The sequence below is a fragment of the Roseovarius sp. genome, assembly GCF_048262375.1.
GTDB lineage: Bacteria > Pseudomonadota > Alphaproteobacteria > Rhodobacterales > Rhodobacteraceae > Roseovarius.
Map to the genome: position 1 here is coordinate 45683 of NZ_JBLXFE010000010.1, position 21724 is coordinate 67406.

25 protein-coding genes and 1 pseudogene are annotated in these 21724 nt (G+C 61.6%); 12 read left to right on the forward strand and 14 right to left on the reverse strand.

The annotated features are described in order from the left end of the window. Positions 1-38: 38 nt before the first annotated feature. Positions 39-521 (reverse strand): GntR family transcriptional regulator, encoded by a 483-nt coding sequence (locus tag ACN0SW_RS12385; protein WP_417728322.1) that lies wholly within the window; start codon positions 519-521, stop codon positions 39-41. Positions 522-636: 115 nt separating this feature from the next. Here ACN0SW_RS12385 and ACN0SW_RS12390 point away from each other — a divergent pair. The 3 genes and pseudogenes from ACN0SW_RS12390 to ACN0SW_RS12400 form a co-directional block, all read left to right on the forward strand. Beyond that, positions 637-720, forward strand: a pseudogene (locus tag ACN0SW_RS12390) (hypothetical protein); the annotation flags it as partial. Between the two features lie 22 nt (positions 721-742). Beyond that, complete coding sequence (locus ACN0SW_RS12395; RefSeq protein ID WP_417728327.1) at positions 743-1021, forward strand: hypothetical protein; 279 nt, start codon at positions 743-745, stop codon at positions 1019-1021. Further along, a complete protein-coding gene (locus ACN0SW_RS12400; RefSeq protein WP_417728323.1) occupies positions 1021-1395 on the forward strand; it encodes a dihydroxy-acid dehydratase in 375 nt (124 codons plus the stop codon). The genes ACN0SW_RS12395 and ACN0SW_RS12400 overlap by 1 nt, the downstream gene beginning before the upstream one ends. 144 nt (positions 1396-1539) lie before the next feature. On the opposite strand, the gene ACN0SW_RS12405 is transcribed toward ACN0SW_RS12400, so the two are convergent. The 11 genes from ACN0SW_RS12405 to ACN0SW_RS12455 all read right to left on the reverse strand — a co-directional run bounded on the left by ACN0SW_RS12405 (position 1540) and on the right by ACN0SW_RS12455 (position 11334). Further along, entirely contained in the window at positions 1540-1779 is a 240-nt protein-coding gene (locus tag ACN0SW_RS12405) for a hypothetical protein (protein WP_417728243.1), read from the reverse strand. Next, on the reverse strand, positions 1776-2498 hold the full coding sequence (locus tag ACN0SW_RS12410) for a cobalamin biosynthesis protein CbiX (protein WP_417728244.1): 723 nt from the start codon (positions 2496-2498) through the stop codon (positions 1776-1778). Before ACN0SW_RS12410 ends, ACN0SW_RS12405 begins: the two co-directional genes overlap by 4 nt. Beyond that, on the reverse strand, positions 2482-4077 hold the full coding sequence (locus tag ACN0SW_RS12415) for a cytochrome D1 domain-containing protein (protein WP_417728245.1): 1596 nt from the start codon (positions 4075-4077) through the stop codon (positions 2482-2484). The genes ACN0SW_RS12410 and ACN0SW_RS12415 overlap by 17 nt, the downstream gene beginning before the upstream one ends. Further along, entirely contained in the window at positions 4052-5284 is a 1233-nt protein-coding gene (gene nirJ, locus ACN0SW_RS12420) for a heme d1 biosynthesis radical SAM protein NirJ (RefSeq protein ID WP_417728246.1), read from the reverse strand. Before nirJ ends, ACN0SW_RS12415 begins: the two co-directional genes overlap by 26 nt. Before the next feature lie 3 nt (positions 5285-5287). Beyond that, complete coding sequence (locus ACN0SW_RS12425) at positions 5288-5767, reverse strand: Lrp/AsnC family transcriptional regulator (protein ID WP_417728247.1); 480 nt, start codon at positions 5765-5767, stop codon at positions 5288-5290. Further along, on the reverse strand, positions 5764-6237 hold the full coding sequence (locus ACN0SW_RS12430; protein ID WP_417728248.1) for an Lrp/AsnC family transcriptional regulator: 474 nt from the start codon (positions 6235-6237) through the stop codon (positions 5764-5766). Before ACN0SW_RS12430 ends, ACN0SW_RS12425 begins: the two co-directional genes overlap by 4 nt. A 1-nt stretch (position 6238) precedes the next feature. Beyond that, positions 6239-7231: an Lrp/AsnC family transcriptional regulator gene (locus ACN0SW_RS12435; RefSeq protein WP_417728324.1), complete on the reverse strand. Its 993-nt coding sequence runs from the start codon at positions 7229-7231 to the stop codon at positions 6239-6241. Between the two features lie 5 nt (positions 7232-7236). Then, entirely contained in the window at positions 7237-8394 is a 1158-nt protein-coding gene (locus ACN0SW_RS12440; RefSeq protein WP_417728249.1) for a cytochrome D1 domain-containing protein, read from the reverse strand. Further along, on the reverse strand, positions 8391-8735 hold the full coding sequence (locus ACN0SW_RS12445; protein ID WP_417728250.1) for a c-type cytochrome: 345 nt from the start codon (positions 8733-8735) through the stop codon (positions 8391-8393). Before ACN0SW_RS12445 ends, ACN0SW_RS12440 begins: the two co-directional genes overlap by 4 nt. Beyond that, a complete protein-coding gene (cobA, locus tag ACN0SW_RS12450; RefSeq protein ID WP_417728251.1) occupies positions 8728-9498 on the reverse strand; it encodes a uroporphyrinogen-III C-methyltransferase in 771 nt (256 codons plus the stop codon). Before cobA ends, ACN0SW_RS12445 begins: the two co-directional genes overlap by 8 nt. Positions 9499-9567: 69 nt before the next feature. Next, positions 9568-11334 (reverse strand): cytochrome D1 domain-containing protein, encoded by a 1767-nt coding sequence (locus ACN0SW_RS12455; protein WP_417728252.1) that lies wholly within the window; start codon positions 11332-11334, stop codon positions 9568-9570. A gap of 143 nt (positions 11335-11477) precedes the next feature. On the opposite strand from ACN0SW_RS12455, the gene ACN0SW_RS12460 reads away from it, so the two are divergent. The 9 genes from ACN0SW_RS12460 (at position 11478) to ACN0SW_RS12500 (ending at position 20133) form a co-directional block, all read left to right on the forward strand. Next, positions 11478-13508: a 4Fe-4S binding protein gene (locus ACN0SW_RS12460; protein ID WP_417728253.1), complete on the forward strand. Its 2031-nt coding sequence runs from the start codon at positions 11478-11480 to the stop codon at positions 13506-13508. Then, positions 13505-13693 (forward strand): hypothetical protein, encoded by a 189-nt coding sequence (locus ACN0SW_RS12465; protein WP_417728254.1) that lies wholly within the window; start codon positions 13505-13507, stop codon positions 13691-13693. The genes ACN0SW_RS12460 and ACN0SW_RS12465 overlap by 4 nt, the downstream gene beginning before the upstream one ends. Beyond that, entirely contained in the window at positions 13690-14577 is an 888-nt protein-coding gene (locus ACN0SW_RS12470; protein WP_417728255.1) for an FAD:protein FMN transferase, read from the forward strand. The genes ACN0SW_RS12465 and ACN0SW_RS12470 overlap by 4 nt, the downstream gene beginning before the upstream one ends. A gap of 102 nt (positions 14578-14679) precedes the next feature. After that, complete coding sequence (locus ACN0SW_RS12475) at positions 14680-15135, forward strand: c-type cytochrome (protein WP_417728256.1); 456 nt, start codon at positions 14680-14682, stop codon at positions 15133-15135. Positions 15136-15148: 13 nt separating this feature from the next. Continuing rightward, positions 15149-16534, forward strand: a complete 1386-nt coding sequence (locus ACN0SW_RS12480) for a cbb3-type cytochrome c oxidase subunit I (RefSeq protein ID WP_417728257.1) — start codon at positions 15149-15151, stop codon at positions 16532-16534. Between the two features lie 5 nt (positions 16535-16539). Continuing rightward, the gene (locus tag ACN0SW_RS12485) at positions 16540-17346 is read left to right on the forward strand and encodes a CbbQ/NirQ/NorQ/GpvN family protein (protein ID WP_417728258.1); all 807 of its coding nucleotides are present in this window, start codon (positions 16540-16542) and stop codon (positions 17344-17346) included. 9 nt (positions 17347-17355) lie between these two features. Beyond that, positions 17356-19320, forward strand: a complete 1965-nt coding sequence (locus tag ACN0SW_RS12490; protein WP_417728259.1) for a nitric oxide reductase activation protein NorD — start codon at positions 17356-17358, stop codon at positions 19318-19320. Beyond that, the gene (locus ACN0SW_RS12495) at positions 19317-19877 is read left to right on the forward strand and encodes a cytochrome c oxidase subunit 3 (RefSeq protein WP_417728260.1); all 561 of its coding nucleotides are present in this window, start codon (positions 19317-19319) and stop codon (positions 19875-19877) included. The genes ACN0SW_RS12490 and ACN0SW_RS12495 overlap by 4 nt, the downstream gene beginning before the upstream one ends. Positions 19878-19881: 4 nt before the next feature. Next, positions 19882-20133 carry a cytochrome C oxidase subunit IV family protein gene (locus ACN0SW_RS12500; protein ID WP_417728261.1) on the forward strand — a complete coding sequence of 84 codons (252 nt, stop codon included), beginning with the start codon at positions 19882-19884 and terminating at the stop codon, positions 20131-20133. 125 nt (positions 20134-20258) lie between these two features. On the opposite strand, the gene ACN0SW_RS12505 is transcribed toward ACN0SW_RS12500, so the two are convergent. Together ACN0SW_RS12505 and ACN0SW_RS12510 are read right to left on the reverse strand one after the other, a co-directional pair. Beyond that, entirely contained in the window at positions 20259-20831 is a 573-nt protein-coding gene (locus ACN0SW_RS12505) for a DUF4202 domain-containing protein (RefSeq protein WP_417728262.1), read from the reverse strand. Then, positions 20828-21529: a Crp/Fnr family transcriptional regulator gene (locus ACN0SW_RS12510; RefSeq protein WP_417728325.1), complete on the reverse strand. Its 702-nt coding sequence runs from the start codon at positions 21527-21529 to the stop codon at positions 20828-20830. The genes ACN0SW_RS12505 and ACN0SW_RS12510 overlap by 4 nt, the downstream gene beginning before the upstream one ends. Positions 21530-21724: the final 195 nt, after the last annotated feature.

A 21724-nucleotide genomic window follows, 5' to 3' on the forward strand; every position in this document is an offset into this window, starting at 1 on the left:
TAGTGGGATCGCTCAGAGGATGCTACGGTATTTCACCTTCAGAAATATTCCGGATAACGCTCCATGATCCGCCCGACCTGCGCGAGCATGCCCGAGAGATGTTCGCGCACCACCGCCTGCACGCCATCCGTATCGCCCGCAGCGATAGCGTCGAGAATGCGCCGGTGACAGTCCATGATCGAGGCGGATTTGCCGGGGTCCGGCAGGTTGAGATTGCGCAATCGGTCGATATGACCGGACCGTGCTGCGACGATCATCCAGAGGTTCTCGACACCGGCGGCCTTGTAGAGAGAGGCATGAAAGGCGCGATCAAGGGTCGCGAACTGGTCAAGATCGTTCACCGCAAGCGCGGCCTCTTGACGGGCGTAACAGACCCGCGCATCGGCAAGGCGCGTGGCGTCCTTTGCTACCGCCAGACAGCGCGTGACCTCAAGCTCGATGGAGAGGCGCAAGAACTGGGTTTCCTTTGCGTGGAGAACGTCAATCCGCGAGACCTCGGTCTTGGATTGTGGGAAAATCACCAGCAACCCCTCTTCCTCCAGCTTGATTATCGCATCGCCCGTGTCGATCCCCTTTTCCTAGGTGTTCGGCGCGCTTGAAAAGGGTATCGTCGATGCCGCTGGCGCTTCGGCCTATGTGAACAATGATGCGACCGGCTTGCATGACGTGGCAGCCTATCCGCTCTATCCCGGCATCCATTCAATGCCCGCGATGCAATTCACGGTGAGTATGGACCTCTGGAATGAACTGGACCCTGCCGATCAGGCGGCGCTGCGGACGTGGTGGTATGATGCAATGTACGCCAATGGCCGGCGAAGTCACCAAGCTCGATCAGGAACTGGCGGCACGCGACGATGCCAGCGATAAAATCGAGGTGATCGACGGGGCGCAAGAGGACCGCGATCAGTTGCGCGTCGTCGCCCGCAAGGAGTGGGAAGCCTGGCGCAGAAATCTGACCTGGCGCAACAGGCGCTGGATGCGCATATCGCCAATGTCCGCCCGGCAGGCAAGGACTACCTGATGGAGGAGTCTTACTACGCCGGTGGCTTGCGCGCGCTGATAAAGCAGATCGAAGATCGGCTTGACACTACGGCGCTGACCGTCACCGGTAAGAGCTTGGGCGAGAACCTTGAAAGAGCCGAAGTCTATAATGACGATGTGATCCGTCCCCTGTCGAACCCGATCTATCACGAGGGCCCCGCGCTGGTCTTTGACAGCTACGCAGAAATGAAAACGGCGGTCGATGACGAGAGCCTCGACATCACTTCCGATCACGTCATGATGTTGCGTAATGCCGGGCCGCAGGGCGGGACGGGGATGCGGGAATGGGGCATGTTGCCCACCGACAGCGCAAACCAGCGTTTCGGACCAAAGGAGGCGCGACGGTGCGTGTGACCGACAGTGACATGGACATGGACGACAGCGGAGCTCCTATGCGCGGCGCTCCGGGCTCAGAGTGAGTTGCCCCGGAGGCGATTACGTCGCCGTGCGCGTTCTGCCGCAGATGAAAGAGCGAACGAGCGGGACATTTCGGATCCGTCAGTTGGGCGTGCGTTCGGCTTCGGCAATAAGATGCTGCACCCAACGGGCTGCGGCCCATGTCGCAGGCAGGCCGAGCGGGATCGACCAGAGAACCGCAGCCATGGGGGTGATTGCGGTGACGCCAACCGCCTGAAATATCAGGAACAGCAGGAACAGGTTGATTGCCACCGCCGCTGCCACAAACGGATAGAGGCCGAAGAAGAGCTTCCACGAAGGGAAAGGCTTGCGCAGTTTCATGGGGTCATTTCCTCTAGTCGGGCGATCTGGCGCAAGGTGCCTTGCGCAATCAGTCCAGGGGTTTCTTCCCATTCGATGAATGGGGGCAGGACGGGGCCTTGGAACCCAGCCTCGATGAAGGCTCGGGGCAGGTCGCCGTCTACATGGCCCGAACGCAGGGCGAAGAAGGCAAGGCACAGCGCCTGTCCCAGATCGCGCGCGGCATTTGTCAGAAACGGCCCCTGTTCGACAAACCCGGTCGACACGCGGCGAAACGAAAGCATGCGTTCGAGGGTCCGGACAAAGGCCAGAGGCGCGTCGGCGCTGGTTTTTGAGCGGGCACTGCCATGGGCCGCCAGAAGCAGAGCGGTGTCATGGCTGACCCAGCCTTTGTCCCGAATGGTCGCTTCGATCCGCGCGGCGGCGCGGGCGGGCAGGGCTGGATCGACGCCGAAGGGCGCAAGCTGGAACAGGCCCAGTTCTGCGGTTTTACGGGCAAAAAAATTGTCGGTGAACCAGCCCTCAGACATGAAGAACGGATAGACTATGGGGCGCCCCATCCGCCCGACGGCGGCCTCGAATGCACCGTCCGCAGCCAGTGTCGCCCCTTCAACACGCCAGTCCGGCAAGCGCCCGGCCACGGCGCGGGCCAGCGCGCGCAGCGCCTCTTCCTGTGGCTTCGGCTCGGACGGGCTGCCATGCGCGACGATCAAAAGCGTGCGGTCAGTGGCTGGTGCCATCCGAAAATGTGATCTTGTTCCAGACATTGTATTTCCCCGACGGTTTGCGCATCGGCAGGCGGCGAACCTCTTCAAGCGTCTTTGCATCGTAAACGATCACTGCACCGTCATCTTCCCAGATCGAAACGAGGGCGTATTTGCCTTCGCGGGTAAACTCGATATGTGCCACGGTTTTTCCCGGTGCCGGGTTCAGAGTCTTGACGATTTCCAATGTATCCTTGTCGATGATGTGCATCTTGTCCTTGTTTGGACCAAAAAACACATCGGCCCAGACATAAGGCGTGTTCTCGTGGCTGCGCAGAAAAAAGCCGGGGCCAAGCGTCTCAATCGTCTTGACCAACGACCAGTCGGACGTGTCGATCACGCTCAGTCGGCCTTCACGCAAATGCGGTGTGGCCATGACCTTGCGGCCCTTGCTTTCCCACGAGATGCCCGACCCAAGGTGTGGCATCCCCGGCAGGGGCAGCGACGCAATCTCGCGGCCCACGTCGAGGTTAACCACCACCCCCTTGTCGCCTGAACGGCTGGTGCCGATCAGATTGCGGTAATCGGGGGTAAAGAAGAAATCATCCAGCGGCTCTTCCACGTCAATCCGGCGACGGGCGAAGAGGCCCTGCTCGGCACCGAGCGACTCCTTCATGCCTGCCTCGTGGCTGTGCACGAAACCGTCATAGAAAGGGCCTGCATCCTCGCGCGTGCCGATCTCCCAGATCTCGGGCGCGTCCTTGAGCGCGAGTATGAAGCTTTCGCGCTGCGGTGCCTGATAGACGGCGGAAACACGGCTTTCGTCTCCATCGCGCGCAACGACACGGCGCACCTGCGCAGGACTCAGGTCTTTGGTCGACAGAATTGCGAGCGTATGCGGCAGGTAATTCGCTACGGCCAGCCAATTGCCGTCCGCACTCATTGCTATATTGCGGGAATTGACGCCGGCGCGGGTGCGGCCCACCTCTTGCAGTGACCAGATATCGTATTTCTGCACCCAGCCATCGCGGGACATGACAAAAACATAACGCCCGTCGATCGAGAATTTGGGCCCGCCATGCACCGCGAAGGGGGTGGGAAAACGGTCAAGCACCTCAAATGTGTCGCCATTGAGCACGCTGACGTGGTGATCGCCGGTCTCCACCACGAGGGTGATGTTCATCGGATCTGCGTCAAAACGGGGCTTGTCGGCGGCGACGTAATCCGGGTTCATTTGCCGCGCGGCGAGGATGTCATCGGCTGTCCAGTCCGGGACATGGTCAAGCGGTGCCTCGATATAGGCTGCAACGGCAGAAATTTGCTCTGCTGTCAGTTGATCCGAAAAGGCCGGCATTTGGGTGGCCGTGCGGCCATGCGCGATCACCTCTTCCAGTGAGGCGCCGCGCAGGCGGGCAAGCGACTCTGGGATGAGAGCCGGACCGATCCCGCCGAGGCGGCTCTCCGCATGGCATGAAGCGCAAAGATCGCTGTAGAGCGTTTCGCCTAAATCATCGGCGGCGAGGCGGTCCACAGCGGCGGTAAGCGAGAACCCCGCCAGCGCCAACATGATCCCCCCCCGGCGCAGGCGGTCAGAAAAAGCGGTGTTCCGGATCATGTCTCTTACCTCGGAATGGTGTAACGGTCAGCCGTCCGGTGTCGGACAGGGTATCCTGATCCAAGCCAATTTCGGCGTTGGAAAGATAGCAGGCCGGATCTTCGGCCCAAGGATCGCCGGTGATCTGCAAGGCTCGGATACGGGTGTTGCCGCCACAGACATCCTTGAATGCACAGGCACCGCAGCGTCCTTTCAGCGGGCGGGGGCGCTGGCGCAGGGTGGCCAGCATCGGGTCATCGCCTGTCCACAGCTGGGTAAAGGGTGTCTGCTTGACGTTGCCCACGGTGTAATCCGACCAGTAGGTATCGGGATGCACCGCGCCGGTGGGGGCGATATTGGCCACGCCCAGCCCACTGGAATTGCCGCCCCAAGCGCGCAGGTGCTCCTCGACATGGGCGATACGGTCTTGGTCAAAGTGCTTGCGCGCCCACTGCAGGAAATAGACCGCATCGGCATCGTTGTTGCCCGTGACAATTTCCAGTGGCTCATCCTCGGCCACGGCGATCCAGGCGCGCTCGATCAGGGCATCCATGGCACGGCGGGTGCGTTTGTGATGGGTGTCTTCGCCCCGGTTCTTGTCGCCCCGTCCGGCATAGACCAAATGCGAGAGATAGAACTTGTCGACCCCTTCACTGTCGCAGAGGTCAAGCATGTCGTCGAGCATGTGCGCATTACTGTCGGTGATGGTAAAGCGCAGTCCCACTTTGATGCCGCGCGCCTTGCATTCGCGCAATCCGGCCAGCGCTTCGTCAAAGGCACCGTCCTTGCCACGGAACCAGTCGTTCTGCTTGCCGATCCCATCAAGCGAGATGCCGACGTAATCGAAGCCGATATCGGCCACGCGTGCCGCCGTGTCCCCCACCAGCTTGGTGCCATTGGTCGACAGCGCCAGGTAGCGGAAATCCAGCGCGCGCGCACGTTCCGCGATATCGAAAAAGTCAAACCGTGAAAGCGGCTCACCTCCGGACAGGATCAGCGCGGGGATGCCAAAGCCCGAGAGATCGTCGAGCACGTCCATGGACTGCTCGTGGCTCAGCTCGAACGGAAAATCCACATCGGCTGAGACGGTATAGCAATGCCGACATTTCAGGTTGCAACGGCGTGTCAGGTTCCAGATCACCACTGGCTTTACCCCGCCGGTCCCGCGTCGAACACGCACTGGGGTAGGGGTGACCAGTTGCTCCATGTATTGGGTCAGGCGAAACATGTCTCAGCCCTCCGTCTTGAGGCGCATTCCGGTCTTTTTCAGGATGCGCGTTGAATACAGAATGTCGTTGGATCGGCAGGCATCGCCCAAGATCGCGGCGATCACACTGCGGTAGGCCTCGACCGCGTCACGATCAGGCCCGTGGATCATCGCGAAAAGGTTGTAGGGCCAGCCCTCGGCCCGAGGCCGCAGGTAGCAATGGCTGACAAAATCGAGCGCGCCAACCTTTGCGCCCAGCGTTTCGGCGTCAGCATCGTCCACGTCCCAGACACTCATCCCGTTGGCGACCATGCCTAGGGCATAGTGGTTCGGGGCGATGGCGATCCGGCGCACCACGTTGTCTTTCATCATCCGCTCGAACCGGGTGATCACCTCAGCCTCGGTAAGGTCGAGCCAGCCCGCCACCTCGGCATAGGGCGCGGGAACAAGCGGTAAACCGCCCTGTGTCGCTGAAAGGATCCGTCTGTCTGTTGCGTCGATCATGCGCTCACCCGGAAGCCGATAAAGAATTCCTTCAATTTAGGAAAGCGCAGCACGGTCAGACCCGTTTCCGCCTCAATCCGGTCCGCCGTTTCATCAATCCCGTCCGGCCTGTCGCAGGCCAGGACGAACCACATGTTCAGCCGGTGGACACGGTCATAATTATGCGCCACCTCAAGATGCGCATTGACCAAAGTCATGACCTCGTCAAAACGTGCTTCGGGAACCTCCATCGCGCAGAGGCAAAAGGCCCCACCCATCGCGGCGGCGTCGAGAAACGGGCCAAAACGGGTGATCGCGCCCAGTTCCCGCAGCAGCGCGATCCGGGCCAGCACTTCGGATTCCTCTAGGCCCAGGTCTCTGGCGATTCCGGCGAATGGGCGCGGTGTCAGAGGAATACCCTCCTGCAACCGGTTGATCAGCTGTCGGTCGGTATCGTCCAGCGCATCGGGGGGCAGGGGCGCGCGTCGCATGTCAGGCTACCTTTTCCCGTGATTTCGTCAAAAGCGCGCCGGTCTGCTTGAAACAGCGCGTCGAGAACAGAACCTGATGATCCGCGCCGATCAGCGTTGGCAGGGCGCGGGCGCGGGCCAGAACCTCCTGCGCCTCATCGCGGGTCCGCGCGTGGATCATCGAGAACAGACCATATGGCCAGAGGCACGGCACGGTTTGCCGTTCGTAACACAGTGTCACGCCGGGCAAGGCCGCCAGTTCTGTGCCTGCGGCGTCCATCCGGTCCGGCGGCACGTTCCAGACGACCATGGCATTCTCTTTCCAGCCGATCCGGCGATGCCGTACGATCACGCCAAACCGCGAGATGATTCCGGCCCGTATCAGGGCTTCGGTGCGCTCCCTCACCTCTGCCTCGTCGCGGTCAAGCGTCCGGGCCACCTGTGCAAAGGGCCGGGGACAAAGCGGCAAGCCGCGCGAAAGCCGGTGCAGCAATGGGCGGTCATCTGGGTGCAGCACGCCCAGGTCGATATCCTGACGGGTTTGCGGGCGATAGCCGCCGCCGCCGATGGCAAAGCCCAGATCGATGTTGAACGGCCGCTTCAACCGCAGATCCAGAACGGCCAGCCCGGTCTCTTGCCGGATGTCGCTCAGTGTGGCCTCCAGATGCGCGGTATCGCAGGCGGTGACGACGAACCACAGGTTCCAGTCGTTTTCACGCAGGTAGGAATGATTCACCTCGTTATGCGCGCCGATCTGTGCACCGACCTCCTCCAAGCGGTCTTTGGGCACGGTCAGCGCGGCCAAGGTCGAAGCGCCTGCCGTATTGGGGCGCACCGTGGCGCCGACGCGGGTGATGGCGCCTTGGTCCCGCAGGTCACTGAGGCGGGTGATCACCTCAGCCTCGCTCAGCCCAAGCTGGCCCGCGATCCACTCGAATGGCTGGGCGACCGTCGGCAGGCCGCGTTGGAAATCGTCCAGCAGGCGGCGGTCGAGAGGGGTAAAATCGTCCAGCATCACGCTCACAGCCCCGGCTGATGCGCGCGGGCCGTAAAGAAGATGCCCGAGGGGGATTGCGCCGGAATCTCGGCTTTCTTCTCAAAGGTGCGGGTGTCGTAAACAATGATCTTGCCATCATCGCGCGAACTGACCCAAGCCTCGGCCCCGCGCGGCGCGAATTCCATGTGCAGGATCGCGCGGCCGGGTTCCAGCGTTTTGACCACCTCATGCGTGCGCGAATCCACCACCTGTACCACGCTGTTGAGCGGCGTCGCGAAATTCACCCAGACATAAGGAGAGGCGGGTTGCGCGATGACAAAGACCGGCTGGCCATGAACCTGTGTGCGACCGACTTCCTCTAGCGTTTCACGGTCTACCCAGAGAAGCTGGTGACGTCCGACCGCAGGCAGAACGAATTGACCTTCGGTAAAGGCCCAGCCCTGAAGGTGCGGCATCTTATAGACCGGCATGTCATCTTCGACCTTGCCGTAATCCTTGAGGAACTTCACCGGTTTCGGATCGTCTGACCAGAGGTCAATGGCGGTGACGCCCTTTTCGCCAAAAAGCCCGATCAGGTAGGTGTGCGCATCGTCCGTCACCACCGCGTCGAAAGGGTTCTTGCCCACCTCTCCCAGATCGGTAATCACCGGGTCCTTTCCAGAGAAATCGCCCAAGAATGCATGGCCAGTGTCCCAGACTGTCCAGACGAAACGGCGGCCCGGCAGGTCGGCCAAGCCGATGGTTTTGCCGTCGGCTGGAATATCGGCCAGCAGATCAAGGGTATCGGCATCAAACACCTTTACCCCGCCGGGGGTATAGTTCGACACCGCAACCAACTTGCCATCATCAGAGATCGCACCACCGATAGAATTGCCCGCCTGAATGGTGCGCGCGATGATTTTTTGCGTCAGCATATCCACCTTGCTGAGACCGCCGTCGCGACCGAATACATAGGCGAAGCGTTCGTCGGGCGAATAGGTCAGCGACGCGTGGCTGAGATCACCCAACCCTTCGACACGGCCAATCGCGGCATAGTCCGAGCGGTCTACCACCAATGCAGATCCCGTGGCGCGCTCAATAACCAGACCCATGTCGCCGGTAGCACGGAAATGATTGGTATCACCCCCAAGCGCGTCAATTGGCAGAAGGGCGAGGGCGGTCACGGCCAGAAGGCGTCTCATTTCTCGGTCTCTCCTTTCAAAAGGTATTCCGCGATCCAGAACGCCTCGTTTTCGGTAAGAAGCGGGCGCCATGGCGGCATTGCGGTGCCCGGCACTCCATCAAGGATGATTGAGGCCAGCGCCCCCGGGTCGGCCCCTTCAACGGCCTCTTTCGTGAGGGGCGAGCCAAGGCCACCCTTCATCGTTAACCCATGGCATGAACCGCAATCCTGGATCACCATATGTTCCAACTCGGCCGCACGCGGGCCGGGAATGCCATTGGTAATCTCGGCCCCGCCGGGGGTGGCGGCGCAGAGCGCAAAGATCAGCAGGAGGGCATGAATCCGGCCGCGATCAGGCATAGGCGACGACCTCGGCGGGCAGGGCGGCGGTCTCACAGAGCGAGACGACATGGCCCACAAAAAACAGCACGGGCGCGGCCAGGGGTGTTTTGGCAAAGTCTTCCTCAACGCGTTCCAACGTAGAGATCAGCCGCTTTTCGCGTGGTGTTGTAACCGAGGCAACGGCCATCACGGGCAGCGTCGTCGGCATGCCGTTGCGCATCAGTTCGGTTGCGATATCGCCGATGTTCATGGCACCCATGTAGATCACCAGCGTGGTATCCTCGGACGCCAGACTGGCCCAGTCGAGATCTAGGCTGGCGTCCTTGGCCCGGTGCCCGGTCACATAACGCACGCCGGTGGCCAGCCCGCGATGGGTGAGCGGCACGCCGGTCGAAGCAGCAGCGCCTTGGGCTGATGTAATGCCGGGCACATATTCGTAGGCGACACCAGCACGGCGCAGCTCTTCAGCCTCTTCGCTACCGCGCCCAAAGATCAGAGGGTCACCCCCCTTGAGACGTACGACGCGCTGGCCCTGAAACGCCAGTTTAACAAGGATGTCGTTGATCCGGTCCTGCGGAACCTTGTGGCGCTTGGGCATCTTGCCGACGTCGATCCGCTTGGTGTGCACGGGCACCAGCGCCATGATCTCAGGTGAGACAAGGCGGTCATAGACCACCACATCGGCGGCTTGCAGAGCCCTGAGCGCCTTGACCGTCAAAAGGTCGGGGTCGCCGGGACCGGCGCCGATGAGGAAGACTTTGCCGCGTGTCAGGTCTTTCATGGCTCTATCTTTCGATTTGGCTTCGAGGGAAGGTGCGGAAGGGGGAAACCCCCTTCCGCGAGAAGACGATCAGTAGACGTCTTTCTGGGTGTTCAGAACATTGAACTTGCCGGTCGGTGTGATCAGGCGCTCGTCCTTGATCACCTCTTTCAGCTCCAGCGTCTTGTCATCCACTACGACGATGGCCGATTCCTTGTCCTTCGCGTTCCAGACGCTGAACCAGACCTCGGTGCCTTGCTTGTTGAACTCCGGCTGCACCACGCGAGGTTGACCGTCGGTGATCCCGGCCCACTCGCCGATCGGCAAGGTGACGAATTCCGGTTCCACCCCGTCCTTCATATCGCTGATCTTGAACACCGCGACCGAAGATGACACCTCGGCATCCGGGTTCAGAGGTGCGTCGACATAGAGATTGTCCGAATTCGGATGCGTCTTTATGAAGAGCGACCCACCGCCAAGCGCGTAAAAGCTGGCAGCAATCTTCCAGGCTTGGTCGGGATGACCTTCCGGATCGGTACCGATCAGAGCGACCGATTCATCGCCAAGGTGCGACGTTGCCCAGACAGGACCGTAGTCGGGGTGCGTGAAGTTCGCGCCGCGACCCGGATGCGGCGTTGCACCGCCGGTCTCGGTGATGGCAACCAGCTTGCCTTCCTTGGTGTCGATCACCACCAGCTTGCCACGCGCATTGGCTGCGGTGATGAAATAGCGATGGGTGCTGTCGAGACCGCCATCGTGAAGGAAGCGTTCCGCCTCGATCTCGGTGGTTTTGAGGTTCTTCAGGTCGGTATAGTCGACCAAAAGGATCTTGCCGGTTTCCTTGATGTTGATGATGAATTCGGGCCGATAGTGGCTGGACAGGATGGCAGCCACGCGCGGTTCGGGATGGTAGGTCTGCTCGTCATAGATGTTGCCACGGGTCGAGACGATCTTCTTCGGCTCGAGCGTGTCGCCATCCATGATCACATATTGCGGAGGCCAATAGGCCCCGGCGATGGCATATTTGTCTTCCCAGCCTTCCATCTTCGATGTTTCGACCGAACGGGCCTCCATGCCGATCTTGATTTCGGCAACCGAGGCAGGATGTTCCATCCACAAGTCAATCATGTTGACCTTGGCATCGCGGCCGATCACGAACAGATAGCGACCCGAGGCCGAGATGCGGCTGATATGCACAGCATAGCCGGTCTTGATCACTTCGCGGATCTCATAGCTGTCGCCGTCGATCAACGCGATCTCGCCTGCGTCGCGCAACGTGACGGACATCAGGTTGGAGATGTCGATATCGTTCATCTTCTGGGTCGGGCGGTCTTCGGGCGCGATCAGAACCTTCCAGGACTCGCGCATTTCCGGCATGCCGAATTCGGGCGGTGCGGGCGGCTCAAGCAGGACATAGCGCGCCATCAGGTCGACATCCGCCTCGCTCAGCTCGCCCGAGGTCCCCCAGTTGGGCATCCCGGCCGGAGAGCCATATGTGATGAAGCTGTGCAGGTGGTCATATCCCAGTTCACGCGTAATATCAGGCGTCAGCGGCTTACCCGTAGCCCCCTTGCGCAGCACGCCGTGGCAACCGGCGCAGCGCTCGAAATAAATCTTGGTGCCGCGCTGAAATTCATCCTGCGTCATCACGGGATCGCCGTCCTTGCGACCGGGGATTTCGACCTGGATTTCCGCCAAAGTTGTCATTGACGGCTCATAGCTGTCAGCGGGGCTGTCACCGTGGGCGACATTCGGATCTACGGCGCTTGGCTTCTTCTCTTCTGCCCATGCCGTGCCACCGGCGAGCATCAGGGCCATGGCGGCGCTGCCGAGCAACGCGCGTCTGGCTGTGGTCATTGTGATTCTCATGGCTAACTCTCCGTTCCATGGGTGAGGCAACCGGAGTGTGCCCCGGAGACGCCGCGCGGGCCTTGACTTATGTTAAGGACATCTCGTGCCGGATCGGAAATTCTGGGATCATAGAAATTGCGATAGCGACCATGCTCAGACTCAGGCTCTCCCTCTTATTCATGCTTGCGTTTCTGGGCGTAGCTGCGACCGCACAGGTCGGCCCAAGCGCGTCTGATCCGGTGACGACGCCGGACCACGCGATGGCGCAAGAACTGTTCGACATTACCCAGCCGATCATAGTGGATCGTGTCGATGATGGCGTTCCGGGCTGGACTGTGCAGGATGCCAACGGCCTTGCCGGATATATCGGCTCGACTTGGGAAATTGCGGCTTCGGTCGGCTATTCTGGCCGCCCGCTAGAGGTGCTGGTTGCGATCAGCGCCAAAGCGGTGATCACTGGCGCAAAACTGGTGCGGCACAACGAGCCGGTGCTGACCTTGGGGATTTCGGACGAAGATATCGCGCATTACGTTTCCGGCTTTGCGGGGCATGACCTGCGCAAACCCTTCGAGCAGGTCGAAGCGGGCCTGCCAGACGTGATCAGCCGCGCCACCGTATCCACCGGCGTGATCCGTGACGGTATCCTGCGCACGGCCCGTGCGCTGGCTGTCGGACGTGGTTTGATCGACGTCGGCGGTGGGGTTGATCGGCTAACCTGGCACCCAGCGGTCTGGGGTGACCTGATCGAACAGGGCGGGTTGGCCGAGGCCGCCCTCTCCATGACCGAGGCCGCCGGTATCTTTGCCTCTGCCAAGGTGCCTGTGACGGCAGGAAAAGGCGATTTCCTGCGCCTTTGGGTCGGGTTGGCCGGGCCGCCGACAGTGGGACAGAACCTGTTGGGACAACAGGAATACACAACCGCAGTGGGTGGGATGAATCCGGGTGAATCCGCGCTGTTGGTGCTGTCATCGGGGCTTTATTCGCACCGCGGCACGTCGTGGCAGCGCGCTGGTGTTTTCGACCGGCTGAGCGTGGTACAGGGCCAGACCCGCTGGCAGCCGCTGGCCGCAGATTACCATATGGTCAAGCAGTTGCGGATCGACGGTGCCCCCGAGATGAAGGAAATAAGCCTTTTCAGGATGCCCGACACGATCGACCCATTGCTGCCCTTCACGGTCGAGGTGCGCGCCACCCGCCCGGGAAAGGACGGTCAAGAGATCGCCACTGTGATCGCCGCCGGTTACACCCTGCCCGTGGCTTTTCGCACCGCACCGGTCGCCGAACCAGAGCCGCTCTGGCGGCGAGCGTGGGCCGAGGATCGTGTTTCCATCGGCATAACCGCCGCAATGCTGGCCGCGCTGGCCTTGCTGTTTCTCGCGCAAGAATGGGTAACTCATCGCCCAAGGCTCTGGCGCGGGCTGCGGTTAGGCTTTCTTTCGGTCACGCTTTTCGTGCTGGGCTGGGGGCTGGGCGGGCAGCTTTCCATCGTTCAAGTGGTGGCCTTCCTGCATTCGCTGCTGAACGGGTTTTATTGGGAGACATTCCTGATCGAGCCGGTGATTTTCATGCTCTGGGCATTTGTCGCGCTGGGGCTCCTGTTCTGGGGCAGAGGCGTCTATTGCGGCTGGCTGTGCCCGTTCGGCGCGTTGCAGGAATTGCTGAACGCCGCCGCCACCCGCCTTGGCGTCCGCCAGATCGAGGTGCCGCAGGCTTTACACGAACGTCTCTGGATCCTGAAATACACTGCCTTCGTCGCGATCGTTGCGTTGTCGTTCTATTCAATGCACGACGCGCTGGTAGTGGCCGAAGTCGAGCCGTTCAAGACCGCGATCTCGATGCGGATGCTCCGAGCTTGGCCGTTTGTCTTGTTTGTGGTGGCCCTGCTGGCGGCGGGGTTGTTCATCGAGCGGTTCTATTGCCGCTACCTTTGCCCGCTGGGGGCGGGACTGGCGATTCCATCCAAGCTCAAGATCTTTGATTGGCTGCACCGTCGCCCGCAGTGCGGTCGTGAATGCCGGTTGTGCGAAACCAAATGCACCGTCGGGGCAATCGACAGGCTGGGGCGGATCAATTCCAACGAATGCGTGCTTTGCCTGCGCTGTCAGGTGATCATGAACGACGGCGCGCAATGTCCCGTCCTGAAACGGCGCGCACGGTCCCCCGCGGGAGAGACAAAATGACCTTTGCATTCTTCGTCGGGCTGATGTTGGCAGGCTATCGCGGGGTCTTTCTGCAGGCGGGACCGAGCGCCAGCGTCGGATCGGGTTTCCCCGCGGCCCACTATCCTGGCGGGCTTTTCACCGGGGTGCTCTGGGATGCGTTCCGGAGCGAGGGCGCGCAATCGCAAGAGGAAGCCGTCGCATGACCCTTTCACGCCGCCGATTCCTGATGATTTCCGCTTCGGCGCTGGCTCTGCCGAATCCGGGTAGGGCCAGCGCGGAGGCGGCAACATGGCAAGGCCGTGCACTGGGTGCCGATGTGCGTCTGCAGGTCGTGGGCCTGACCCGCGCGGCCAGCGCGCGCCTGTGGCATCGCGTAGAACAGACCCTTGCCGGGGTCGAGGCGCGGTTCTCGCTGTATCGCCTGTCCGAGTTGACGCGGTTGAACGCCACAGGTGTCTTGGTGAATCCGAGCGCGGATATGCTAGACCTGATCACGCTGTCCGGCACGCTGAACCAGACGACGAACGGGGCGTTCGATCCGACGGTGCAAGCGATCTGGCAGGCTTTGGCCCAAGGCCGCGATCCCGAACCGGCGCGCCGCGCAGCAGGCTGGCACCGGGTCGGGATCGCACCCGACCGTATCCGCCTGACCTCGGGAATGGCGCTGACCTTCAATGGCATTGCACAAGGTCATGCCGCTGATCGGATCGCAGGGCTGATGCGGCGCGAGGGGCTGCGCAATGTGTTGATTGATGCGGGTGAAATCGTGGCGCTGGGCCAGACCGACCGGCAGACGCCTTGGCGGGTGGGCATCGCCGCCGCCGATGGCGCGCCGCTGGCCACGCGCGCCCTGACCGACCGCGCGCTGGCAACGTCTTCGCCGCAGGCGACCCGCATCGGGCCCGCGCATTCTGCCCATATCCTGCATCCTGATGGGCGGTCGCCGTTGTGGCGAACCGTGTCCGTTTCGGCCCCCGATGCGGCGCTGGCGGATGGCCTTTCCACCGCCTTCTGCCTGATGAGCCGAGAGGAAATCGACGCGGCGCTGGCGCGCCACCCGGAGGCACGGCTGGAATACCTCGGTTAAGGCAGAGATTTCCCGACCAGTTGACTTTGGTTAAGGAGGCGAATCGCGCTTTCGGGTGACCCTTGATGCACAGACAACAATCTCGAGGGAAGGAAGAGCGCTATGCGCGAAGTCATGACCAAGAGCATGGCCCGCAATATCTTCTATGGCGGGTCCGTGTTTTTTATCCTCATATTCGTGGGCCTGTCGGTTCAATCCCACCGATATATCGTAACTACATCAACCGACAAGGCGACGCTGACCGACAGCGTGGCCCGTGGAAAGCACATCTGGGAAAAGCACTCTTGCGTCAACTGTCACACGATTCTGGGCGAGGGTGCCTATTTTGCCCCCGAACTGGGCAATGTGATGAAACGCTGGGGCGTGGAGCCGGGCGACAACGAAGCCGCCTTTGAATCTCTCAAGGCCTGGATGGATGCCATGCCCACCGGCATCGAAGGCCGCCGCCAGATGCCCAATTTCAACCTGACAGATGATGAATACCGCGCGATTGCGGATTTCCTGCTGTGGACCAACACGATCCGCACTCAGGACTGGCCGCCGAACGACGCGGGTTGAGGGGACGCAAACCATGAAATATCCGACACAGAAGATCGCGCTCGTCTACTTCGCGGTCGCCTTGGCTCTTTTCGCGGTACAGGTGACAATGGGCCTTGTCATTGGCTGGATCTATGTCAGCCCGAACTTCCTATCCGAGATCCTTCCGTTCAACATTGGCCGGATGCTGCATACCAATTCGCTGATCGTCTGGCTGTTGCTGGGCTTTTTCGGTTCAGCCTATTACCTCGTGCCCGAGGAGGCCGAGCGCGACATTCACTCACCCTTCCTCGCCTACCTGCAACTGGGTATTCTGGTGCTGGGAACGGCGGGCGTGGTAGTGACCTACCTCTTTAACATGTTCGACGGGAATTACTTCTTCGGCAACGAGGGGCGTGAGTTCATCGAACAGCCGGTGTGGGTCAAGGCGGGGATCGTCGTTGCGGCGCTGATCTTCCTCTACAATATCTCGCTGACAGTGCTCAAAGGGCGTAAGACTGCGATTTCCAACATCTTACTGCTGGGCCTGTGGCTTTTGGCGCTGCTGTTCCTGTTCGCCTTCTACAACCCGGCCAACCTGGCCCTCGACAAGCAATACTGGTGGTTCATCGTGCATCTCTGGGTCGAGGCGACCTGGGAACTGGTAATGGCCTCGATTCTTGCCTTCCTGATGCTCAAACTGACGGGCGTGGACCGTGAAGTGGTCGAAAAGTGGCTCTATGTCATTGCCGCGCTGGCGCTGTTCTCGGGGATTCTCGGGACCGGGCACCACTATTACTGGATCGGTATGCCGGGGTACTGGCAGTGGATCGGTTCGATTTTCTCGACGCTAGAGGTTGCCCCGTTCTTCGCGATGATGGCCTTCGCCTTTGTGATGGTCTGGAAGGGCCGCCGCGACCACCCGAACCGGGCTGCTCTGCTGTGGAGCCTCGGGTGCTCGGTGATGGCTTTCTTCGGCGCTGGTGTCTGGGGTTTCCTGCACACGTTGCATGGGGTGAATTACTATACCCACGGCACGCAGATCACGGCTGCGCACGGGCATCTGGCCTTCTACGGTGCCTATGTCGCGCTGAACTTGGCGATGTTCTCCTATGCGATGCCGATGTTGCGCGGGCGCGATCCGTATAACCAAGTGCTCAACATGGGCGCGTTCTGGCTGATGTCGGCGGGGATGGCCTTTATGACCTTCACGCTCACCTTCGCCGGAACGGTGCAGACCCATATGCAGCGGGTCGAAGGCATCGACTTCATGACCGTTCAGGATCAACTCTGGGTGTTCTATGTGATGCGCTTCGGCTCGGGATTCGCGGTCGTGCTGGGGGCCTTGCTGCTGATCTACGCGCTCGCCTTCCCGCGCCGAGAAGTCGTCACGCCAGGTCCGATCCAGTCCGGCAAACCTGCTGAAACCCCTGCGGAGTGAGCGAAATGAACGCGACCATCAAGATGGAGGGGGCGGCCTGCGCCCCCTTCTACCTCCCCCAAGGGGACGAGTGCGAGATTTTTGCGACCGCGGCCCATAATGACCTTCCGTTGCTGCTCAAGGGGCCGACGGGCTGTGGCAAGACGCGGTTCGTGACCCATATGGCGGCCACGCTGGGCCGATCGCTTTATACAGTCGCCTGCCACGATGACCTTTCGGCGGCCGATCTGATCGGGCGCTACCTGCTGAAGGGCGGCGAGACAGTCTGGGTCGATGGCCCGCTGACCCGTGCGGTGCGCGAAGGCGCGATCTGCTACCTCGACGAGGTGGTTGAGGCCCGCAAGGACGTGACCGTGGTGCTGCACCCGCTGACCGACGACCGGCGCATCCTGCCGATCGACCGAACCGGAGAAGAGCTTGAGGCGGCGGAGGGCTTTATGCTCGTGGCGTCCTACAATCCCGGCTACCAGAATATCCTCAAGACGCTGAAACCTTCGACCCGGCAACGATTCCTGTCGGTCGAGTTCGATTTTCCGGCACAGGCGCATGAGGTTTCCGTTGTCGCACGCGAAAGCGGGCTGGACGAGGAGCGGGTGAAACCGCTCGTGCGCCTCGCCGGAAAGCTGCGCGATCTCAAGGGGCAGGACCTCGAAGAGGGGGTCTCGACCCGCCTCGTGATCTATGCCGCGACTCTCATTCGTCAGGGGATGCCAGTCAACCGTGCAATCCTGGCCGCGATGATCGAGCCGCTGACGGACGACGCGGATGTGAAACGCGGGCTCCTCGACCTTGTCACCGCCATCTTCGGGTGAGGCACAGCGATGACAACGGTCGAAATCGAGCCATGGGAACCTGAAGAAACCGTCGGGAAACTGTGGCACGCTTATGCCAGTCGCCTGGACGCGCCAAGCGTCTACGACGGAGCCCGTGTCGGCCTTTCAGAGGTCGGCGGGCGGCTGGCAGTTCTTTTTCGCGGACTGGGTGGTGCCCATGCCGTCGAAATCAAGTCGGTGGCCGGGGAGGTCTCCCACCACCGGCTGTCTTGGTGGCGCAGGCTGGGCACTTGGGCCGAGGTCGCGCCAAGGGCTAGCTTTGACGGTGCTGCGCTGCGTCTGCCTGAATCGCTTGCGGTTTTCCCCGCGCGCGAAGCCAACGCCGCGCTCTACCTCTGGCTAGCCGCTTGCGCCGCACAGGCCGCACCGGGTGACGAGCCGCCTGAGGATCCGTTACAGGCCGATTTGCTGGCGCTGCATCATGCGCAGGTCACGGTGCGTGCCGCGCTCGCGGCTGCGCCCGGGTTCACCCGACTTTATGCCGATCTCTGCGCCGCAGTTCTTGCTTTGCGTCGGGTTCCGCACCTGCCCCCGGTCGAGGCGGCAGTAGAACAGGCCGCGCGCGCGATGCTGGGCGAGACCGACACGACACCAACCGATTTTTCCGCCCGGATCAGTACCGCAATCGACTGCGGTGATGTCTCGGGTTTCGCCGCACCGCGCCGCTATCGCCCGTTGCGTCCAGTGCCGCTTTGGCCCGATCTGCGAGCCTTGAGCGCCTCAAGCACCACCGCAGTGGAAAGCCCCGTTACCGAGGGTCCGCCAGAGGTTGCCGAGGACGGTCCCGCCCGCCGCGCTCGCCGCCGTAGGGCCGATCAGGCAGAGCGCCAGGACAGCCTCATCCTCCATAAGTTTGAATCGATCCTCAGCTTCGCCCAGTTCATGAACATCAACCGTCGTATCGACGAGGATGACGAGGACGACGCTGGCAAGGCCGCCGACGATCAGGATGAGATCGGGTTGGGTCAGATATCAAAGGCCCCCGCGACGCGGCTGAAACTGCACCTCGACCTTGCACCCGAGGACGTGGACCGCGAAGCGCTGTCCGATGTGCTGACCTATCCCGAATGGGATGTCCGCACCGGGGTCTACCTTCCGGCCCATGCCCGCGTTCTGGCTACTCGGGTCGAGACAAAGGCCGGGCTTAGCGGCTTTGCCGACGATCCGCGCGCCCGCGCCCGAATTCGGGCAGTAAAGCGGCAGTTCGAGGCGCTGCGTCCGGGCCGCATCTCGACCCCGGGCCACCCCGAAGGCGACGAGTTGGACACTGACCGCGCTGTGCGCGCGCAGGTCGATTTCGCAGCCACCGGCGAGGGCACGGATCGCGTCTGGCGCCAAACTCGCGCCGAAAAACGCGACTTGGCGGTATCAATCCTTCTCGATGTGTCGCGCTCGACCGAGGCGGCGATTCCCGGCCATGGCCACGAAGGCCGGGCGGTGATCGACGTGGAGCGCGAGGCGCTCGCCGCCTTCGCTTGGGGGTTGGATGCCTGCGGCGACGATTTCGCCGTTCATGCGTTCTCGTCGCTGCGCCGCCAACGGGTCTATGTCCAAACCGCCAAGGATTTCGGCACGCCGATGAGTCGCGCGGTCGAGGCTCGCATCGCCAGCCTGAAACCGGGGTTTTATACCCGCCTTGGCGCCGCCATGCGCCATGTCTCGGCCGAACTTTCCCGCCAACCGCGCAAGCGCCGCCTGCTGCTGGTGATCACCGACGGCAAACCCAATGACCTAGACCATTACGAAGGCCGCCACGGTATCGAGGACAGCCGCATGGCCGTGCGCGAGGCACGCCGCGCCGGACACGCGGTTTTCGGCATCACCGTAGATCGTGACGCCAAGGCGTGGTTCCCGCGCATCTTCGGACAGGGGGGGTTCGCGGTGATTCCCGATCCGGACAAGCTGACCGCGACGCTGCCACGCATCTATCGTGAATTGGTAGGGGGGGGATGACCGACGACACTCAGGCCGGCACCGGATTTTACGCTTTGCCGGGCGATCTGATGATGTGGATTCTGATCATCTCGGAACTCGCGGTGTTCGGGGCCGGACTGATGGCCTTTCTGAGCATGCGGTTAACCGATCCGGTAGGTTTTACTGCGGCGCAGGGGCATCTGGATGCGACAGCGGCGGGGATCAATACCGTCGTGCTGGTCACTTCGGGCTGGTTGGCCGCGCTTGCCCTCAGAGCGGGCGAAGCGGGCCAGATTGCCCGCGTGCGCCTGTTGCTGGTAGGGGCGGCGCTGCTGGGGGGGATTTTCCTCTGGATCAAGGCAGTGGAGTACAGTTCCAAGGCGGCTGTGGGTATCAATTTTGAGACCCACCCGTTTTTTACCTTCTATTACCTGCTGACTGGGTTTCACGCCCTGCATGTGGTGGCGGGGATCGTTATTCTTGCGCTCGTGGGCTGGAGGGCGACCCCGCGCAATCTGGAGGTTGGCACCGCCTTTTGGCATATGGTCGATTTGGTCTGGGTGCTTCTGTTCCCCGTCATCTACCTGCTGAGGTAAGACGATGACGGCAACGCAAGGATGGCTGGCGCTGGTGGCGCTCTCAGGGGGCAGCACGTTGATCGCGTGGTGGGACGGCACTGGCGCGCTCGTCGCCGTGGCAATCCTCGCATTGGCTTGGGCCAAGGCACAAATCGTTCTGAACGTCTATCTTGGTCTCGCGCAGGTGCCGGGCTGGAGCCGGGGATTCGCCATTGTCCTCGGCCTCTTCATGCTGGCTGCGATGGGTCTTGCCGTGGCGGCGGGAACGATCTGATGGGCTGGATCAAATGTGAACCGTTGCATGCGCCCTTATGGACCGGCCTCACCATCTCCTTGGCGCCCCGCGCCCCGCTCTGGCACCCGCATGACACGGTGATCGCGAACCCTCGGGCGTCCTGATCAGATGGCCGCGTCGCGAAATGCCTCGGCCAACGCTTCAGGCAGGTCAAATTCGTCCAAGACCCGCGCGCGCCCTGCAGCGGACATCTTGCGGGCCGTGCGCACAACGATCTTCTGCAACGCCTCGGGCGATTTTGTGTCCGAGAAGGGCGCGAAATACCATTTCAGGAACACGAAGCAGATCACGTCTTCCAGCGCCTGAACTTCCGCGTCGCGTTTGATCCCCTCCTTACGCAACAGAACCCCGACTCGCGCGCAATCCTCGGACGGATAGCCCGCATCGGCCATGATCCCGGCCAGACGCGCCCCATGCCGCCGACCCTGCTCGCGCCGCCAGTCTAGATAACCGGCGCGGCCTTCGGGGAATGCGGCGCGTGGCAGCAACCAGCGCTCGATATGCTGGCCCCGCACGGCAATGCGCAGCACGTCAGAGCCTTCGGGAAAGAGCCGCTCAAGCTCACCCGTCATCCGCTCGCTATAGAGTAGGGCACCGGGGCGGCCTTCTCTGGTGTCGGGATCGGCGGCATTGGCCGCGTCGATGGCGTCAAGCGCGGCTTGCAGGCGTGTTGTCATGGTTTGGTCCAAGCATTGGCCGGGTCGTCCTCGGCATAGTCGCGTAGCATGTCGAGATCGGCAATATCTGCCGTGTTCTGGGTTATGGTGACACCCACATGTTTCAACTTGGCGAAAGCGCGGCTCAGGCTTTCGGGCTTCATTCCCAAGCGACCGGCGATCAGCACTTTGTCATAGGGCAGGCGCACCGAGCATTTCCCACTGTCACAAGAGGCCAGATCAAGCAGGAATTGCGCCACCCGCTGTGCGCCTGTCCGGGCTTTCAACCCCTCGACTTGTGCGACAAGTGACTGGAGATGCGTGAAGGTGGCCGACAGGATCGACAGCGCCATCTCGGGATTGTCGCGGATGGCGTTCAGGAACTGCGCCGCCTCGATCCGGATCAACCGGCAGAAGGTGACTGCTTCTGCCGAAACCGGGTAAACATCGTTCCGAAAGGCCACCGCCTCGCCAAAGCTGCGGCCCTTTGTAAACACACCCACCACGGCCTCGGCCCCATTCGGCGCGATCCGGTGGAGTTTTACCCAGCCGTCAGCCACGATATAGATCGCCCGCGCCTGCTCGCCTTGCAGAAAGATCGTAGAACTACGATCAAATTCCAGAACGCGGGCGCTGTCCAGCAAGGAATTCTTCAACGATTCCGGCTGCTTTTGCAAAAGAAGACTTTCGCTTGCGATCTGTCTGTCCTGATCCCGCATGGTCGGCATGATCTGTCGCGCGCCCCAACGTTAAATTTTTCATTATACATGCACCGACACGTCGCCCGCGTCTAGGTCAATCCGGTCAAACTAAGCGTGGGTGCGTTGCCGTTGCTAGGTCTGGTCTCAGTGAAAACGATATCCTGCTCTAAAAATGCGCTTGTTTGTATACGAACCAGAGTACTTGTGCGTTCT

What these genes read in the sequence shown, in the direction of transcription:
- ACN0SW_RS12495 (WP_417728260.1), top strand. Translation starts at nt 19,317, where the DNA reads ATGACCGACGACACTCAGGCCGGCACCGGATTTTACGCTTTGCCGGGC.
- ACN0SW_RS12465 (WP_417728254.1), top strand. Translation starts at nt 13,505, where the DNA reads ATGACCTTTGCATTCTTCGTCGGGCTGATGTTGGCAGGCTATCGCGGG.
- ACN0SW_RS12415 (WP_417728245.1), bottom strand. Translation starts at nt 4,077, where the DNA reads ATGATCCGGAACACCGCTTTTTCTGACCGCCTGCGCCGGGGGGGGATC.
- ACN0SW_RS12445 (WP_417728250.1), bottom strand. Translation starts at nt 8,735, where the DNA reads ATGCCTGATCGCGGCCGGATTCATGCCCTCCTGCTGATCTTTGCGCTC.
- ACN0SW_RS12435 (WP_417728324.1), bottom strand. Translation starts at nt 7,231, where the DNA reads ATGCTGGACGATTTTACCCCTCTCGACCGCCGCCTGCTGGACGATTTC.
- ACN0SW_RS12470 (WP_417728255.1), top strand. Translation starts at nt 13,690, where the DNA reads ATGACCCTTTCACGCCGCCGATTCCTGATGATTTCCGCTTCGGCGCTG.
- ACN0SW_RS12510 (WP_417728325.1), bottom strand. Translation starts at nt 21,529, where the DNA reads ATGCGGGATCAGGACAGACAGATCGCAAGCGAAAGTCTTCTTTTGCAA.
- nirJ (WP_417728246.1), bottom strand. Translation starts at nt 5,284, where the DNA reads ATGTTTCGCCTGACCCAATACATGGAGCAACTGGTCACCCCTACCCCA.
- ACN0SW_RS12410 (WP_417728244.1), bottom strand. Translation starts at nt 2,498, where the DNA reads ATGGCACCAGCCACTGACCGCACGCTTTTGATCGTCGCGCATGGCAGC.
- cobA (WP_417728251.1), bottom strand. Translation starts at nt 9,498, where the DNA reads ATGAAAGACCTGACACGCGGCAAAGTCTTCCTCATCGGCGCCGGTCCC.
- ACN0SW_RS12460 (WP_417728253.1), top strand. Translation starts at nt 11,478, where the DNA reads ATGCTCAGACTCAGGCTCTCCCTCTTATTCATGCTTGCGTTTCTGGGC.
- ACN0SW_RS12505 (WP_417728262.1), bottom strand. Translation starts at nt 20,831, where the DNA reads ATGACAACACGCCTGCAAGCCGCGCTTGACGCCATCGACGCGGCCAAT.
- ACN0SW_RS12475 (WP_417728256.1), top strand. Translation starts at nt 14,680, where the DNA reads ATGCGCGAAGTCATGACCAAGAGCATGGCCCGCAATATCTTCTATGGC.
- ACN0SW_RS12440 (WP_417728249.1), bottom strand. Translation starts at nt 8,394, where the DNA reads ATGAGACGCCTTCTGGCCGTGACCGCCCTCGCCCTTCTGCCAATTGAC.
- ACN0SW_RS12485 (WP_417728258.1), top strand. Translation starts at nt 16,540, where the DNA reads ATGAACGCGACCATCAAGATGGAGGGGGCGGCCTGCGCCCCCTTCTAC.
- ACN0SW_RS12395 (WP_417728327.1), top strand. Translation starts at nt 743, where the DNA reads ATGAACTGGACCCTGCCGATCAGGCGGCGCTGCGGACGTGGTGGTATG.
- ACN0SW_RS12480 (WP_417728257.1), top strand. Translation starts at nt 15,149, where the DNA reads ATGAAATATCCGACACAGAAGATCGCGCTCGTCTACTTCGCGGTCGCC.
- ACN0SW_RS12490 (WP_417728259.1), top strand. Translation starts at nt 17,356, where the DNA reads ATGACAACGGTCGAAATCGAGCCATGGGAACCTGAAGAAACCGTCGGG.
- ACN0SW_RS12425 (WP_417728247.1), bottom strand. Translation starts at nt 5,767, where the DNA reads ATGATCGACGCAACAGACAGACGGATCCTTTCAGCGACACAGGGCGGT.
- ACN0SW_RS12430 (WP_417728248.1), bottom strand. Translation starts at nt 6,237, where the DNA reads ATGCGACGCGCGCCCCTGCCCCCCGATGCGCTGGACGATACCGACCGA.
- ACN0SW_RS12405 (WP_417728243.1), bottom strand. Translation starts at nt 1,779, where the DNA reads ATGAAACTGCGCAAGCCTTTCCCTTCGTGGAAGCTCTTCTTCGGCCTC.
- ACN0SW_RS12500 (WP_417728261.1), top strand. Translation starts at nt 19,882, where the DNA reads ATGACGGCAACGCAAGGATGGCTGGCGCTGGTGGCGCTCTCAGGGGGC.
- ACN0SW_RS12400 (WP_417728323.1), top strand. Translation starts at nt 1,021, where the DNA reads ATGGAGGAGTCTTACTACGCCGGTGGCTTGCGCGCGCTGATAAAGCAG.
- ACN0SW_RS12455 (WP_417728252.1), bottom strand. Translation starts at nt 11,334, where the DNA reads ATGACCACAGCCAGACGCGCGTTGCTCGGCAGCGCCGCCATGGCCCTG.